14 protein-coding genes and 1 pseudogene are annotated in these 15,524 nt (G+C 61.9%); 6 read left to right on the plus strand and 9 right to left on the minus strand.

The features are described 5' to 3' along the window. Window positions 1-23: 23 nt before the first annotated feature. Window positions 24-803: an exodeoxyribonuclease III gene (locus tag NLX68_RS01170; RefSeq protein ID WP_010225880.1), complete on the minus strand. Its 780-nt coding sequence runs from the start codon at window positions 801-803 to the stop codon at window positions 24-26. Between the two features lie 80 nt (window positions 804-883). Here NLX68_RS01170 and pyrE point away from each other — a divergent pair, with 80 nt between their 5' ends. Next, the gene (gene pyrE / locus NLX68_RS01175) at window positions 884-1,525 is read left to right on the plus strand and encodes an orotate phosphoribosyltransferase (RefSeq protein ID WP_010225878.1); all 642 of its coding nucleotides are present in this window, start codon (window positions 884-886) and stop codon (window positions 1,523-1,525) included. A gap of 106 nt (window positions 1,526-1,631) precedes the next feature. Here the strand turns inward: pyrE and argB are convergent, their stop codons facing one another. The 4 genes and pseudogenes from argB to coaBC all read right to left on the minus strand — a co-directional run bounded on the left by argB (window position 1,632) and on the right by coaBC (window position 5,749). Continuing rightward, the gene (argB, locus tag NLX68_RS01180) at window positions 1,632-2,537 is read right to left on the minus strand and encodes an acetylglutamate kinase (RefSeq protein WP_010225876.1); all 906 of its coding nucleotides are present in this window, start codon (window positions 2,535-2,537) and stop codon (window positions 1,632-1,634) included. 29 nt (window positions 2,538-2,566) lie between these two features. Continuing rightward, window positions 2,567-3,937, minus strand: a pseudogene (locus NLX68_RS01185) (phosphomannomutase/phosphoglucomutase); the annotation flags it as partial. Between the two features lie 141 nt (window positions 3,938-4,078). Further along, window positions 4,079-4,534 (minus strand): dUTP diphosphatase, encoded by a 456-nt coding sequence (dut, locus tag NLX68_RS01190; RefSeq protein ID WP_254282265.1) that lies wholly within the window; start codon window positions 4,532-4,534, stop codon window positions 4,079-4,081. Between the two features lie 6 nt (window positions 4,535-4,540). After that, window positions 4,541-5,749, minus strand: coding sequence for a bifunctional phosphopantothenoylcysteine decarboxylase/phosphopantothenate--cysteine ligase CoaBC (gene coaBC / locus NLX68_RS01195; RefSeq protein WP_254282267.1), 1,209 nt, complete (start codon window positions 5,747-5,749; stop codon window positions 4,541-4,543). Window positions 5,750-5,882: 133 nt separating this feature from the next. Between coaBC and radC the strand changes: the two genes are divergently transcribed. Next, window positions 5,883-6,557: a DNA repair protein RadC gene (gene radC / locus NLX68_RS01200; RefSeq protein WP_254282268.1), complete on the plus strand. Its 675-nt coding sequence runs from the start codon at window positions 5,883-5,885 to the stop codon at window positions 6,555-6,557. Here radC and NLX68_RS01205 read toward each other — a convergent pair. Beyond that, on the minus strand, window positions 6,554-8,143 hold the full coding sequence (locus NLX68_RS01205) for an ABC transporter substrate-binding protein (protein ID WP_254282270.1): 1,590 nt from the start codon (window positions 8,141-8,143) through the stop codon (window positions 6,554-6,556). The two genes, radC and NLX68_RS01205, sit on opposite strands and share 4 nt — an antisense overlap. A gap of 362 nt (window positions 8,144-8,505) precedes the next feature. On the opposite strand from NLX68_RS01205, the gene rpmB reads away from it, so the two are divergent. Together rpmB and rpmG are read left to right on the plus strand one after the other, a co-directional pair. Further along, on the plus strand, window positions 8,506-8,742 hold the full coding sequence (gene rpmB, locus NLX68_RS01210; RefSeq protein WP_010225868.1) for a 50S ribosomal protein L28: 237 nt from the start codon (window positions 8,506-8,508) through the stop codon (window positions 8,740-8,742). A gap of 11 nt (window positions 8,743-8,753) precedes the next feature. Continuing rightward, window positions 8,754-8,909, plus strand: a complete 156-nt coding sequence (gene rpmG / locus NLX68_RS01215; RefSeq protein WP_010225867.1) for a 50S ribosomal protein L33 — start codon at window positions 8,754-8,756, stop codon at window positions 8,907-8,909. Window positions 8,910-9,072: 163 nt separating this feature from the next. On the opposite strand, the gene NLX68_RS01220 is transcribed toward rpmG, so the two are convergent. After that, window positions 9,073-9,438 (minus strand): cupin domain-containing protein, encoded by a 366-nt coding sequence (locus NLX68_RS01220; protein WP_254282271.1) that lies wholly within the window; start codon window positions 9,436-9,438, stop codon window positions 9,073-9,075. 197 nt (window positions 9,439-9,635) lie between these two features. On the opposite strand from NLX68_RS01220, the gene NLX68_RS01225 reads away from it, so the two are divergent. After that, window positions 9,636-11,129 (plus strand): aldehyde dehydrogenase, encoded by a 1,494-nt coding sequence (locus NLX68_RS01225; RefSeq protein ID WP_254282272.1) that lies wholly within the window; start codon window positions 9,636-9,638, stop codon window positions 11,127-11,129. 86 nt (window positions 11,130-11,215) lie between these two features. Beyond that, window positions 11,216-12,355, plus strand: a complete 1,140-nt coding sequence (locus NLX68_RS01230; RefSeq protein ID WP_254282273.1) for an MFS transporter — start codon at window positions 11,216-11,218, stop codon at window positions 12,353-12,355. On the opposite strand, the gene NLX68_RS01235 is transcribed toward NLX68_RS01230, so the two are convergent. Then, window positions 12,352-13,908 (minus strand): phospholipase D family protein, encoded by a 1,557-nt coding sequence (locus tag NLX68_RS01235; RefSeq protein ID WP_254282274.1) that lies wholly within the window; start codon window positions 13,906-13,908, stop codon window positions 12,352-12,354. The two genes, NLX68_RS01230 and NLX68_RS01235, sit on opposite strands and share 4 nt — an antisense overlap. 60 nt (window positions 13,909-13,968) lie before the next feature. Beyond that, a complete protein-coding gene (locus tag NLX68_RS01240; protein WP_036995226.1) occupies window positions 13,969-15,399 on the minus strand; it encodes a PLP-dependent aminotransferase family protein in 1,431 nt (476 codons plus the stop codon). Window positions 15,400-15,524: the final 125 nt, after the last annotated feature.

Genomic DNA, 15,524 nt, shown 5'->3' on the forward strand with positions numbered 1-15,524 from the left:
CGGCTTTTTTGTGGCTGAAACCATCAGATGGTCAGCGTCCAGTCGTAGTCCACGATCAGCGGCGCATGCTGGGAGAAGCGCGGCTGGCGTGGCAGACGTGCGCTGCGCACGAAGCGGCGCAGGCCTGGCGTCAGCAACTGGTAGTCGAAACGCCAGCCCAGGTTGAGCATCTCGGCCTGTTCGTTGTCTGGCCACCAGCTGTACTGGTCGCCTTCACGGCTGACTTCGCGCAGGGCATCGACATAACCCATGTTGCCGACAATCTCGTCCATCCAGGCGCGTTCCGGCGCCAGGAAGCCTGGAGACTGCTGGCCATCGCGCCAGTTCTTGACGTCGAGCTTCTGCTGCGCCACGTACAACGAGCCGCAATAGATGTATTCACGACGCTTGCGCCGTTGCTTGTCCAGGTACTTGGCGAAGTCGTCCATCAACTTGAACTTCTGGTTCAAGTCTTCATCGCCGTTCATTCCCGAAGGTAGCAACAGGGTTGCGATACTTACCTTGTCGAAATCGGCCTGCAGGTAACGTCCGTAGCGGTCGGCTGTCTCGAAGCCCAGGCCGCTGATGACTGCCTTGGGCTGCAACCGCGAATAAAGTGCCACGCCGCCTTGGGCGGGAACTTCTGCGTCGCAGGCATAAAGGAAGTAGCCATCGAGCTGGAAAGCTGGGTCGTCGAGTTCAAAGGCCGAGGCGCGGGTATCCTGAAGGCAGATGACGTCAGCATTCTGGGCTTGTAGCCAGCTGAGCAAACCACGCTCAACGGCAGCCTGAATGCCATTAACGTTCACACTGATGATCCGCATAAATGGCCCCAAAAATCTCGTGCGTGTATGATACCCGAGCTGTACTCAATTAGCTAAATCCGTGGTATCCGGGACTCTTCATGCAGCCGTATCAGCGCGACTTCATTCGTTTTGCCATCGACCGCGGGGTTCTGCGCTTCGGTGAATTCACCCTCAAGTCCGGGCGCACCAGCCCGTACTTCTTCAATGCCGGCCTGTTCAACAGTGGTTCGGCCCTGGCTCAGCTCGGGCGTTTCTATGCTGCGGCGATCGTCGACAGCAAGATTCCCTTCGACGTGCTGTTCGGCCCGGCCTACAAGGGTATCCCCCTGGCGGCGGCTACTGCCGTGGCCCTGGCCGAGCACCATGACCTCGACCTGCCATGGTGCTTCAATCGCAAAGAGGCCAAGGCCCATGGTGAAGGCGGCAGCCTGGTGGGCGCACCGCTGACCGGTGATGTGCTGATCATCGACGACGTGATCACTGCCGGCACTGCCATCCGCGAAGTCATGCAGATCATCCAGGGCCAGCAAGCCAAGGCTGCTGGCGTGCTGATCGCATTGAACCGCCAGGAGCGCGGCAATGGCGAGCTGTCAGCCATCCAGGAAGTGGAGCGTGACTTCGGCATTCCGGTGGTGAGCATCGTCTCGCTGACCCAGGTGCTGGAGTTCCTCGCCGACGACCCGGCGCTCAAGCAGCACTTGCCGGCCGTCGAGGCCTACCGGGCGCAGTACGGTATCTGAAGCCAATAAAAAAAGGCGACCATAGGGTCGCCTTTTTTTGTGCCTCATCGCGGCTCAAGCCCACTCCCACAGGCTCTGTAGGAGCGGGTTTGAGCTGCGAAAGGGTTTAACGCGGCTTGTGATTGGTAATCAAAGTACCCACACCGCTGTCGGTGAAGATCTCCAGCAGTACCGCGTTCGGCACCCGGCCATCGATGATGTGCGAGCTGTTGACGCCGCCTTGCACCGCTTCCAGGGCACAGCGGATCTTCGGCAGCATGCCGCCGTAGATAGTGCCATCAGCGATCAGTTCGTTGACCTGTTCGGTGGTCAGGCCGGTGAGCACGGTGCCTTGCTTGTCCATCAGGCCGGCGATGTTGGTCAGCAGCATCAGCTTTTCAGCCTTCAGTGCTTCAGCCACCTTGCCTGCCACCAGGTCAGCGTTGATGTTGTACGACTCGCCGTTGGCGCCCACGCCGATTGGCGCGATTACCGGGATGAAGTCACCTTTGACCAGCATGTTGAGCAGGTCGGTGTTAACCCCGACCACTTCGCCAACATGGCCGATGTCGATGATTTCCGGGGTGGTCATTTCTGGTGTCTGGCGGGTGACGGTGAGCTTTTTCGCGCGAATCAGCTCGGCGTCCTTGCCGGTCAGGCCGATGGCGCTGCCGCCGTGACGGTTGATCAGGTTGACGATGTCTTTGTTGACCTGGCCGCCGAGGACCATTTCTACCACGTCCATGGTTTGCGCATCGGTAACGCGCATGCCATCGACGAAGCGGCTTTCGATCGACAGACGCTTGAGCAGGTCACCGATCTGCGGGCCGCCACCGTGCACCACCACCGGGTTGATACCCACGGCTTTCATCAGCACCACATCGCGGGCAAAACCGGTTTTGAGCTCTTCGCTCTCCATCGCGTTGCCGCCGTATTTGATCACCAGGGTCTTGCCGACAAAGCGGCGAATGTAAGGCAGCGCTTCGGACAAAACCTGGGCGACATGGGTGGCGGCATCGCGATCGAGGGTCATGCATGGCTCCAATTGGAACAGATAGTCGGTCAGAACTTGGGTTGCAGGTCAGGGGCAACGCGCTTCAGCTGGGCGCGAAATACCTCTTTGATACGCTGCAGTTCGGCATCATTGTCGGCCTCGAAGCGCAATACCAGCACCGGCGTGGTGTTGGAGGCGCGAACCAGGCCCCAGCCGTGGGGGTAGTCGACCCGTACACCATCGATGGTGGTCAGGTTGGCGTTGTCGCCCCAGTCGGCGTCGCGTTGCAGTGCATCAATGATGCTGAATTTACCCTCGTCGGTCACATCAATATTGATTTCCGGCGTGGAAATATCGTTTGGGAACGCAGCAAACAGCTGTTCAGCATCGGTTTTGGCCTTGCTGAGGATCTCCAGCAGGCGCGCAGCGCTGTAGATGCCGTCGTCAAAACCATACCAGCGTTCCTTGATGAAGATGTGGCCGCTCATCTCTCCGGCGAGCAAGGCGCCGGTCTGCTTCATCTTCTTCTTGATCAACGAATGACCGGTCTTCCACATTAGCGCGCGGCCGCCGTATTGCTCGATCAACGGGGTCAGGCGGCGGGTGCATTTGACGTCGAAAATGATCTCGGCGCCCGGGTTGCGCTCCAGCACGTCCTGGGCGAACAGCATCAGCAGGCGGTCGGGATAGACGATGTTGCCGGTGTTGGTCACCACGCCGACGCGGTCGCCATCGCCGTCGAAGGCCAGGCCCAGGTCGGCACCGGTTTCCTTGACCTTGGCGATCAGGTCGACCAGGTTCTCAGGCTTGCCCGGGTCCGGGTGGTGGTTGGGGAAGTTGCCATCGACCTCGCAGAACAGCGGGATCATCTCGCAGCCCAGGGCTTCGATCAGTTGCGGGGCGATAACGCCGGCCGCACCGTTACCGCAGTCGACGACCACTTTGAGCTTTTTCGCCAGCTTGATATCGCCGGTGATCTGCTGGAAGTAGCGCGCGAGGATTTCGACTTTCTCGACGCTGCCTTCGCCGCGGCTCAGGTCGTTGGTCTGCAGGCGGGTCAACAGCGCCTGGATTTGTTCGTTGGCCAGGGTGTCGCCGGCAATGACGATCTTGAAGCCGTTGTAGTTCGGCGGGTTGTGGCTGCCGGTGAGCATCACCCCGGACTTGCCAGCCAGGACATTGGCGGCGTAGTACAGGGCCGGGGTCGGCACCAGGCCGACATCGCTTACCGTGCAGCCGGCTTCGACCAGGCCCTTGATCAGTTGTTCGACCAGCATCGGTCCGGACAGGCGGCCGTCGCGGCCGACCGAAATGTTCGGCTCGCCTTGGGCAAGGGTCTGTGCGCCAATGGCGCGACCAATCCAGTAGGCGGTTTCGGCAGTGAGGGTTTCGCCGACCACGCCACGGATGTCATAAGCGCGGAAGATACTGGCGGGAAGTACAGGTACCAGGTGTGCCATGTCGTTCATCTCTGGGAGCTCCAATTTAGAGGGCGTGCAGGGCAGGCTCAAACTGAACGCTTTGACGGCCATTTCGCCAGAGAGTTCGCCATCCTTGGCTCGCGCTGGGCAACCGACGGATCAATGGCTACCGGAATGACCGAAGCCACCAGCGCCACGCTGGCTTTCGTCGAAGGCTTCAACGATATCGAAGTGCGCCTGTACTACCGGTACCAGCACCAGTTGCGCGATGCGTTCGCCGATGGCGATGGTGAATGGGGTCTGGCCGCGGTTCCAGCAAGAGACCATCAGCTCGCCCTGGTAGTCGGAGTCGATCAGGCCGACCAGGTTGCCAAGGACGATGCCGTGTTTGTGGCCAAGGCCCGAGCGCGGCAGGATCAGTGCCGCCAGGCCCGGGTCACCGATGTACACCGACAGACCGGTAGGGATCAGCAGGGTCTGGCCGGGCTCGAGGACGGTGTCTTCCTTGAGCATGGCGCGCAGGTCGAGGCCGGCCGAACCCGGGGTGGCGTACTGCGGCAGCGGGAACTCGCTGCCGATGCGTGGATCGAGAATCTTGGCTTGTAGAGCGTGCATGCGAAATTAAACCTGGTTGAGACGTTCGGCGATGAAAGCGACCAGCTGGCGGGCGATCTTGCCCTTGCTGGTCTGCGCGAAAACAGTGGCGTGAAGTTGGCGGTCGATGACGCTGCAGGCGTTCTCTTCGCTGTTGAAGCCGATGCTGGGGTTGGCCACATCGTTGGCGACAATCAGGTCGAGGTTCTTGTCCTTGAGCTTGCGCGCGGCGTAATCGAGCAGGTGTTCGGTCTCGGCGGCAAAGCCGACGCTGAACGGGCGATCGGGACGGGTGGAGATACTGGCGAGAATATCCGGGTTGCGAACCATCTGCAGCAGCAGGCCGTCACCTGTCGTAGGGTCTTTCTTGAGTTTTTGCGGGGCCACCACCTCTGGGCGGTAGTCTGCGACCGCAGCCGAGGCGATGAAGACATCGCAAGGAATGGCGGCTTCGCAGGCGGCGAGCATGTCGCGGGCACTGACCACGTCGATGCGGGTAACCCGATCGGGCGTTGGCAGGTTCACCGGGCCCGTGACCAGGGTGACTTTGGCGCCAGCCTCGACAGCTGCTTCGGCCAGGGCAAAGCCCATTTTCCCCGAGCTGTGGTTGGTGATGTAGCGCACCGGGTCGATGTTCTCCTGGGTCGGGCCGGCGGTAATCAGCACGTGTTTGCCGGTCAGCGACTCGCGCTTGAAGGTCTCGGCGGCGCACCAGGCCAGGTCAGTGGCTTCCAGCATGCGGCCGAGGCCGACATCGCCGCAGGCCTGACTGCCGGACGCCGGGCCGAATACCTGGATGTCGCGGCTTTGCAGCAGTTCGAGGTTGGCCTGGGTGGCCGGATCGCGCCACATTGCCTGGTTCATCGCCGGGGCCACGGCCACGGTGGCGTCAGTGGCCAGCACCAGGGTGGTCAGCAGGTCGTCGGCGACGCCCTGGGCCAGACGTGCGAGCAGGTCGGCGGTGGCGGGTGCAATCAGCACCAGGTCGGCCCACTTGGCCAGCTCGATATGGCCCATCGCCGCTTCGGCAGCAGGGTCCAATAGGTCCATGTGCACCGGGTGCCCGGACAGGGCCTGCAGGGTCAGCGGGGTGATGAATTCGGCCCCGCCACGGGTCATGACGACGCGCACTTGGGCGCCGTGTTCCAGGAGTCGGCGAACCAGCTCGGCACTCTTGTAGGCGGCAATGCCGCCGCCGACGCCGAGAACGATGCGCTTCCGATACAGCCGCTGCATAGGCTTGCCTTTTGCTCAGTGATTACACGCGGCGACGACGCCTCCCCAGGCCGGTTCGTCGCGTAAAAATGAGGGGCTAATGTAGCACAGGGCTCAAACCGGGAGCAGTAACCGAAAGACAGAGGGAATTGTCATGAGTATCAAGGATTGGCCCGCAGCGGAAAGACCGCGGGAAAAGCTGTTGGTGTCGGGGGCGGTGAGCCTGTCGGATGCGGAACTGCTGGCGATATTTTTGCGTACCGGTGTGCGTGGGCGTAGTGCGGTCGATCTGGCCAGGCATTTGCTGGGGCGGTTTGGTGGCTTGCGCGGGTTGCTCGAGGCCGATAGCCGCAGCTTCAATGGCGAGCTCGGGCTGGGGCCGGCTAAGTTTGCCCAGTTGCAGGCGGTGCTGGAAATGGCCCGGCGTCACCTGGCCGAGCGTCTGCGGCGTGACTCGGCCTTGCAGAACCCGCAGGCGGTCAAGGACTACCTCAAAGCGCGTCTGCGCCATGAACCGCATGAAGTATTCGCTGCCCTGTTTCTCGACAGCAAGCACCGGGTGCTGGCCTTCGAGGCGCTATTCCAGGGCTCGATCAACAGCGCCAGCGTCTATCCGAGGCAGGTGATCAAGCGTGCCCTGGCGCACAACGCTGCGGCGTTGATTCTCTGTCACAACCACCCCTCGGGGGTGAGCGAGCCCAGCGACGCCGACCTGGTGCTGACCCGGCGCCTGACCAAGGCGCTGGCGATGATCGAAGTCTGCGTGCTCGACCACTTCGTCATCGGCGACGGTGAGCCGCTATCGATGGCCGAGCACGGCTGGCTCTAGCGCGAGGACGTCACCCCGGCAAAGTCCTGGCGGCCGAATGGGCTGACCTGGTAACCCTGGACATCCTTGCGCGCCAGCACGGCAGCCGTCGGGTGGGCCAGGGGCAGCCACAAGGCCTGCTGCTGGATCAGCGTCTGGGCCTGCTGGTACAGGCGGCTGCGCACGCTCTGGTCGTTGGTGGTCTTGCCGGCGCTGATCAACTGATCGAGGCGCTGGTCGCAAAAGCGTGCGAAGTTGGTGCCGGACTTGACCGCCGCGCAGGAAAACTGCGGGCTGAGGAAGTTGTCCGGGTCGCCGTTGTCCCCGGCCCAGCCCATGAACAGCAGGTCATGCTCACCCGCCTTGGCCCGGCGAATAAGCTCACCCCATTCAATCACGCGGATCTCGGCCTTGATGCCGATCTTGCCCAGGTCCGCCTGCAGCAGTTGTGCGCCCAGGCTCGGGTTGGGATTGAGCAGGCTGCCTTGCGGGCGGGTCCAGATCGTGGTGCTGAAGCCGTCCTTGAGGCCGGCCTTGGCCAACAGTGCCCGGGCTTTGTCGAGGTTGGCCGGATAGCCGGGCAGGTCCTTGGCGTAGCTCCAGGTATTGGGCGGGTAGGGGCCATTGGCAGCCACGGCGGTGTCTTCGAACACGGCCTTGAGGTAGCTGGCCTTGTCGAACGCGAGGTTGATGGCCTGGCGTACCTCCGGCTTGTCCAGTGGTGCATGCTGGCTATTGATGGCGACGAACGCAGTCATGAAGGCTTCGGTCTTTTCCACCTTCAGTGTCGGATCTTCACTGGCAGCAGCGATGTCCAGTGGCTTGGGCGACAGGGCAATCTGGCATTCGTTGCGCTTGAGTTTTTGCAGGCGCACATTGGCATCGGGGGTAATGGCGAAGATCAACGGGTCGACACCCGGTTTGCCGGCAAAGTAGTCAGCGTTTGCCCGGTAGCGGATCACGGCATCCTTCTGAAAGCGATTGAAGACGAACGGCCCGGTGCCGATTGGCTGGCTGTTGAGCTTCTCCGGAGTACCGGCCTTGAGCAGCTGGTCGGCGTACTCGGCAGAGTAGATCGAAGCAAAGCCCATGCTCAGCGTGGCCAGGAAAGTGGCGTCGGGGTGGTCGAGGGTAAAGCGCACGGTCAGCGGGTCTGGGGCCTCGATCTGCTTGATCAGGCTTGGCAGTTGCAACGATTGGGCGTGCGGGTAACCGCTCTGGGCGATCTTGTGCCAGGAATGGGCGGGGTAGAGCATGCGCTGGAAACTGAACAGCACGTCGTCGGCATCCAGTGTGCGACTGGGCTTGAAGTAGCCGGTGCTGTGGAATTTCACCCCCGGATGCAGCTTGAACTCGTAGATAAGGCCGTCCGGCGATACCGTCCAGCTTTCGGCCAGGCTCGGCACTACCTGGCCCTGGCGCGCGTCGAACTCGACCAGGCGGTTCATCAGCACATCGGCCGAGGCATTGGTGGTACTCAGCGAGTTGTACTGGACCACGTCAAAGCCTTCGGGGCTGGCTTCGGTGCACACGCTCAGCGCAGCCGCCTGGGCGAAAGCCGGGCCGAGCAGGGTGGCGAACAACAGGGGTAGAACGGCAGCACGCATGGGGATTCCTTGGCTGATCGATGGCCCATCTGCCAGTGCAGTCTGGAAAAGTCCTACCCTAGTGCGCTGGGGCGCAAATGACCATATCCTTTTTTGCCGATCGGGCGACGAGCGGTCGACAGCTTGCCGGGCCAGTGGTTATGCTGCTCCGGCGTGTCGAACAGCAAGTCAAAGCACATCTTCTGTTGTTGTGCTCTGGTCTTTCTGGTATAAAGCAGCGCTCTTTTCTAGGGGCTCGGCTTGTCGCATCTGCTGACCGAGTCGATAAGACCCTGAAGAAACACGGCGCCTGGCGCCAAAGACTGAGAGATTAAGCGGCCAACCCATGCCGGGTTGGGCATGTGGTTTTAGAGGGCTGAGGCATGTCGAGAGTCTGTCAAGTTACCGGTAAGGGTCCGGTAACCGGGAATAACATTTCCCACGCAAACAACAAAACCCGTCGTCGTTTCCTGCCGAACCTGCAGCATCATCGCTTCTGGGTCGAGTCCGAGAAGCGTTTCGTGCGTCTGCGCGTATCTGCCAAAGGCATGCGCATCATCGACAAGCGCGGCATTGATGCCGTTCTGGTCGACATTCGCCGTAACGGCGCTAAGGTCTAAGGGAGAGAATCATGCGTGAATTGATCCGTCTGGTGTCGACCGCTAATACCGGCCACTTCTACACCACCGACAAGAACAAGCGCACCACTCCGGACAAAATCGAAATCAAAAAATTCGATCCGGTTGTTCGCAAGCACGTGATCTACAAGGAAGCCAAGATCAAGTAATTGATCTGGCTGACGAAAAAAGGGCCCGTATCTCTGGATACGGGCCCTTTTTTTATGCCGTCTGTAGGAGCGGGCTTGCCCCGCGATCATACCAGTGCAGCCTACGACCGCTCCGCGCTCGATCGCGGGGCAAGGCCCGCTCCCACAAGGATTGTGCCTGGGTTTAGCCTTCTTTCTGCTCGAACATCACATAGATCTTGCGGCATGGCTCCAGCACTTCCCAGGTGCCCTTGAAGCCCGCCGGGATCACGAAGCGGTCACCAGCGCGCAGGGTTTTCGCCTCGCCCGCCTCATCACGCAGTACCGATACCCCTTGTACGATTTCGCAATACTCGTGTTCGGTGTAATTGACGGTCCATTGCCCGACGGCCCCTTCCCAGACGCCTGCATGAAACTGTGCGCAGGGGCTGGAGTAATGGTTGAAGACCGCCTGCTCGGGGTCGCCCTTGAGTACCTTTTCCGCCGCAGGGCGGTAGCGTTCCGCCTCGGTCAGCACCTGGGCAAAGTCGATGATCTGGTTAATGCTCATGGTCGGGCCCCTTTTGTTGTTTAATAAAATGAACATCAGTAGGTGTTTGATGTGATTATGTCAAATATATTGAAAATTAGGGTGCCGGTGGTTTAGGGTGACAGGTGCCTGTGCGCCTGTGTCGCCCAGCCAGAATTTTCGCCAGTGCCCCCAAGCCCTCGTGCGGCACTGCACCTTAACAAGAGGAGGAGTTTCGTATGACCACCCTGACTCGTGCGGACTGGGAACAGCGTGCCCAGCAATTGAAGATCGAAGGCCGTGCCTTCATCAATGGTGAATACACCGCGGCCGTTTCCGGCGCCACGTTCGAGTGCCTCAGCCCGGTCGACGGACGCCTCCTGGCGCAGATCGCCAGCTGCGACGAGGCCGATGCCAAGCGTGCGGTAGAAAATGCCCGCGCCACTTTTGCCGCTGGCGTCTGGTCGCGCCTGGCGCCGGCCAAACGCAAGGCCACCATGATTCGTTTCGCCGGCCTGCTCAAGAAGAACGTCGAAGAGCTGGCCCTGCTGGAAACCCTGGACATGGGTAAGCCGATCAGCGACTCGCTGAACATCGACGTACCGGGTGCCGCCCAGGCCTTGAGCTGGAACGGTGAAGCGATCGACAAGATCTACGACGAAGTCGCCGCCACCCCACACAATCAACTGGGTCTGGTGACGCGCGAGCCGGTGGGTGTGGTTGCCGCCATCGTGCCGTGGAACTTCCCGCTGCTGATGGCCTGCTGGAAACTCGGCCCGGCCCTGGCCACCGGTAACTCGGTGGTACTCAAGCCTTCGGAAAAATCGCCACTGACCGCCATCCGCATCGCCCAATTGGCGATCGAGGCCGGTATCCCGGCCGGTGTGCTCAACGTGCTGCCAGGTTATGGTCACACCGTCGGCAAGGCCCTGGCCCTGCACATGGATGTCGATACCCTGGTGTTCACCGGTTCGACCAAGATCGCCAAGCAACTGATGATCTATGCCGGTGAGTCGAACATGAAGCGGGTCTGGCTCGAAGCCGGTGGCAAGAGCCCGAACATCGTTTTCGCCGACGCTCCGGACCTCAACGCCGCCGCCGAAGCTGCCGCCAGCGCCATCGCCTTCAACCAGGGCGAAGTCTGCACCGCAGGTTCGCGCCTGCTGGTCGAGCGCTCGATCAAGGACAAGTTCCTGCCGTTGGTGCTTGAAGCGCTCAAAGCCTGGAAGCCGGGCAACCCACTGGACCCAGCCACCACCGTGGGTGCCCTGGTCGATACCCAGCAGATGAATACTGTGCTGTCCTACATCGAAGCCGGCCACAGCGATGGCGCCAAGCTGCTGGTGGGCGGCAAGCGGATCCTCGAGGAAACCGGTGGCACCTACGTCGAGCCGACGATTTTCGACGGCGTCAGCAACGCCATGAAAATCGCCCAGGAAGAGATCTTCGGCCCGGTACTGTCGGTGATTACCTTCGACAGCGTCGAGGAAGCGATCAACATCGCCAACGACACCCCGTACGGCCTGGCTGCCGGTGTGTGGACCGCTGACATCTCCAAGGCGCACCTGACCGCCAAGGCCCTGCGCGCCGGCAGCGTGTGGGTCAACCAGTACGATGGCGGCGACATGACCGCACCGTTCGGCGGCTTCAAGCAGTCGGGCAACGGCCGTGACAAGTCGCTGCATGCACTGGACAAGTACACCGAGCTGAAAGCCACCTGGATCAAGCTGTAAGACCTGGGCGTCCTTATCGCGGGACAAGCCCGCTCCCACAGTGTGGGAGCGGGCTTGTCCCGCGATTGTTTCTGGAGGAAGACAGCGTGCGTTGGGGAACCTATTTCGCCGTGCTGGCGGCCGTGCTCAGTGTCGGCCTGGCCTTGGGCGTCAGCATGCCGCTGGTGTCGTTGCGCCTGGAAGGCTGGGGCTACGGCAGTTTTGCCATTGGCGTGATGGCGGCGATGCCGGCCATCGGCGTGCTGGTCGGTGCCAGTCTGTCCAGCCGTCTGGCCGCACGCTTCGGCACGCCGGGGTTGATGCGCTTGTGCCTGTGGGCCGGGGCGTTTTCCATTGGTTTGCTGGCACTGCTGCCCAGCTATCCGTTGTGGCTGGCCCTGCGTTTGCTGATCGGGGTGATCCTCACCATCGTCTTCATCCTTGGCGAAAGCTGGATCAACCAACTGGTGGTCGAGCAGTGGCGCGGGCGTCTGGTGGCGCTGTACGGCAGCAGCTATGCCTTGAGTCAGCTGGCCGGGCCGTTGTTGCTCGGCGTGGTGGGCTCGGAAGATGACCTGGGTTTCTGGATTGGAGCCGGCCTGCTGATTGGCGCGCCGCTGGTGCTGCTCGGCCGCGATGGTGCGCCCAGTGCCGAATCCTGCAGCGTGACCTTTACTGATCTGTTCGACTTCTGCCGGCGCTTGCCGGTGATTGCCTGGGCCATCGCACTGTTTGCTGCCTTCGAGGCCATGATTCTGACCTTGCTGCCGGTCTACTGCCTGCAGCAAGGCTTCACCACGGAAATCGCCCTGTTCATGGTCAGCACCGTCGTGGTCGGTGATGCGCTGCTGCAGCTACCGATTGGCGCGCTGGCCGACCGTATGTCCAGGCGTACGCTGTTCAGCGGCTGTGCGGTGATGCTACTGGGCTCCAGCCTGGCGATACCGTTGCTGCTGCAAACGCCGTTGATCTGGCCGCTGTGGGTGCTGTTCGGCGCCAGTGCCGGTGGCCTGTTCACCTTGTCGCTGGTGCTGATCGGCGAGCGTTACCGCGACGATGCACTGGTACGCGCCAATGCCCACGTTGCGCAGCTGTGGGGCATCGGTTGCCTGATCGGGCCGCTGGCGGCAGGGGCGGGCAGCCAGTGGATCAGTGGCCATGCGCTGCCGCTGTTCATGGCCGCAGGGGCATTCGGCCTGGTGCTGCTGGCAAGGCGGCCCGATGCCTTCGAGCCGGCGCCGGTCTAGAGCATCTTTTCCAGGCCCACGGCTTTGCTGATCCAGGCGTTGAAGCGCCGCCACAGCCCGCCGGGCTCGGTGGTCAGGGTGTGCAGGCGATGATTGTCTTCGGTAACCCAGACCAATTGGCCGTCGATCAGTTGCAGCTGATAGCTGAGGGCCGGGGCCATGCCCTGGGCCGCCAGCTCGCGGGTGTACTCGGCCAGCTCCGGGCTGTCGACCAGCACCCCGACTTCAGTGTTCCACAGCAGCGAGCGGGGATCGAAGTTAAATGAACCGATGAAGGTCTTTTTCCGATCGAAGACGATTGCCTTGCTGTGCAGGCTGGAATCGGAGCTGCCATGAAAGCGCATGGCCCGACGTGAGCTCGGCTCGCCAGGCTGGCGGCGCAATTCGTACAGATGGACACCGTGCTCGAGCAGCGCCTTGCGATACGGTGCGTAGCCACCATGCACGGCGGGCACATCGGTCGCTTCCAGGGAGTTGGTCAGCAGCTTGACCGAGACGCCGTTGTCGGCGCGGCTAGTCAGGTACAGCAAGCCTGACTCGCGGGGCACGAAGTAGGCCGAGACCAGGATCAATTCATGCTGCACATTGTTCAGGTCAGGCGCCAACTGTTGGGTCATCAGCAGCTGCGGGTCGGGTTCATCGCGGGCCAGGACCTTGCTTGGCGCGTCCCAGAGCGCCTGGTTGTGGGCCCAGATCAGCTCGTTGCGCCAGACATCCAGGCGCGGTCGAGTCTGATAGGCCATCAGCCGCTCGTACTGGGCCTTGCGCTTGATCCGCGCCTCGGCCAGTGAAGCCTCCAGGCGCTGGCGGCTGTTACGTAGGTCGCCAGCGTCGGGCTGGCGGAGCAGGAAGTCGCCGATCGGCTTGCTCAGGGCACTGTTCCAGTACTGATCGAAGCTATGCCCCAGTTGTTCGGCCACTGGGCCGACGCCGAGCAGGTCGATGTCGGTGAAGTTCAGGTTGGGTTCGGCATCGAAATACTCATCGCCCAGGTTGCGCCCACCGACGATGGCCATGCTGTTGTCCACCAGCCACAGCTTGTTGTGCATGCGCCGATGCTGCAACGACAGGTTGAACAGGCGGCCCATGGCCCGGGTCGCGCCGGTGCTGCGGCCCAGGTGCAAGGGGTTGAATACACGTATCTGGATGTTCGGATGTGCAGCCAGGGTGCCCATCAGTTCGTCGAGGCCGTCACTGGTGGTGTCATCGAGCAGGATGCGCACCCGTACACCACGGTCGGCCGCTTGTAGCAACTCATGCACCAGGGCACGCGTGCTGAGGCCGTCATGGACGATGTAGTACTGCAGGTCGATGCTCGATTGGGCGTTGCGGATCAGTTCGGCGCGGGCGCGGAAGGCTTCATTGCTGTTGGGCAGCAGGCGAAACCCGGAGCGCCCGTCGTAGGCCGAGGCCTGGCGCTGTACTGAGCGGCCGAACGCCGAGTCGCTGGCCGGCAGGGCCTGGCTGACTTCCCGTGGCTGGCTGACACTGGCGCAGCCATTCAGGCCGAGCAATAGCGACAGCAGTAGTGGCAGCACCCGCTGGCTTCTCAAGAAAATTCGTCCTATTACAACTGGGGCGTATGGATATGGACCGCGAGCGGCGGCGAAAAGTTACCCGTCACTGTGTTCCTGGGCCAGTAGACGAATGGCGGTCTCGCCAACCTTGCGCACTGCCGCTTCGATCTCGGTGCAGGGGCGTGCGGCAAAGTTCATGCGCAGGCAATTGCGGTACTTGCCCGAGGCCGAGAAGATACTGCCGACGGCAATCTGCACTCCCTGCCCAAGTAAAGCCCGGTTCAGGCGCAGCGTGTCGAAACTTTCCGGCAATTCCACCCAGAGCATGAAGCCGCCCTGGGGCCGGCTGGCGCGGGTGCCCGGTGGAAAGTAACGGGCCACCCAGTCGCTCATCTGGTCGCGGCCACGCTGATACTGGCTGCGCATGCGCCGCAGGTGCGGCTGGTAGTGGCCGCCTTCGATGAAGTCGGCGATCGCCAGTTGTGGCTGGGTCGCCGTGCAGCCGGTGCTGATGTACTTCATGTGCAGCACCCGTTCCAGGTAGCGGCCGGGGGCTGCCCAGCCAATGCGCAGGCCCGGAGCGAGTGTCTTGGAGAAGGAACTGCACAGCAGCACCCGGCCGTCCTCGTCGAAGGATTTGATGGTCCGCGGTCTGGGGTAGGTGTAGGCAAGGTCGCCATACACATCGTCTTCGAGGATCGCTACATCGAAGCGTTGCGCCAGGGTCAGCAACGCCTTCTTGCGCGCCTCGGGCATGATGTAGCCGAGCGGGTTGTTGCAGTTCGGGGTGATCTGGATGAGCTTGATCGGCCATTGTTCCAGGGCCAGTTCCAAGGCTTCGAGGCTGATCCCGGTGAGGGGGTCGGTGGGGATTTCCAGGGCTTTCATGCCCAGGCCCTTGAGGGTTTGCATGGCACCATGAAAGCTGGGCGAATCCACCGCCACGATATCGCCGGGTTGGCACACTGCGCGGATGCTGGTGGATAGCGCCTCATGGCAGCCGGTGGTGACCACAAGGTCGGCCGGGCTGACCGTACAGCCGGAATCGAGCATCAGCCGGGCGATCTGCTCGCGCAGGGCCAGGGTGCCGCAGATGGTGTCGTAATACAGGCCGGGCATGTCCTGACGGCGGCTAAGCTGGGCCAGGCTGCGCAGCAGCGGTTTGAGGGTCGGGCTGGTGATGTCGGGCATGCCACGGCCCAGTTGAACCACGTCCTTGCTCGGTACGCTGCGGATCAGCTCGATGACCTGCTCCCACTGGGAAATGTCCACCGGGCGCTGGGCCGGGCGGCTGACGGCGGGCAGGGCAGGCAGGCTGCGGTTATTGGGTACGAAGTAGCCAGACTTGGGCCGCGGCGCAGCCAGGCCGTTGTCTTCCAGGAGGCGGTAGGCCTGCTGCACGGTGCTCAGGCTGACCCCATGCTCGATGCTCAGGGCGCGCACCGACGGCAAGCGATCGCCGGGACGGTACAGGCCTTGTTCGATGCGAGCGCCGAGCAACTCGGCGAGGTTGATGTACAGCGTCATGGCATACTCCGGAAGACGGCTACAGAAAATGACCAATACAGATGAGGAAAAAATACAGCATTCAGTAGGAAATGTACCAATTCTGTATGGAAGTAATAGTCGGTCTTTGGATCTGTAATGGTCTT

This window comes from Pseudomonas sp. SBB6 (genome assembly GCF_024213215.1).
In the GTDB taxonomy this organism is placed as follows: domain Bacteria; phylum Pseudomonadota; class Gammaproteobacteria; order Pseudomonadales; family Pseudomonadaceae; genus Aquipseudomonas; species Aquipseudomonas donghuensis.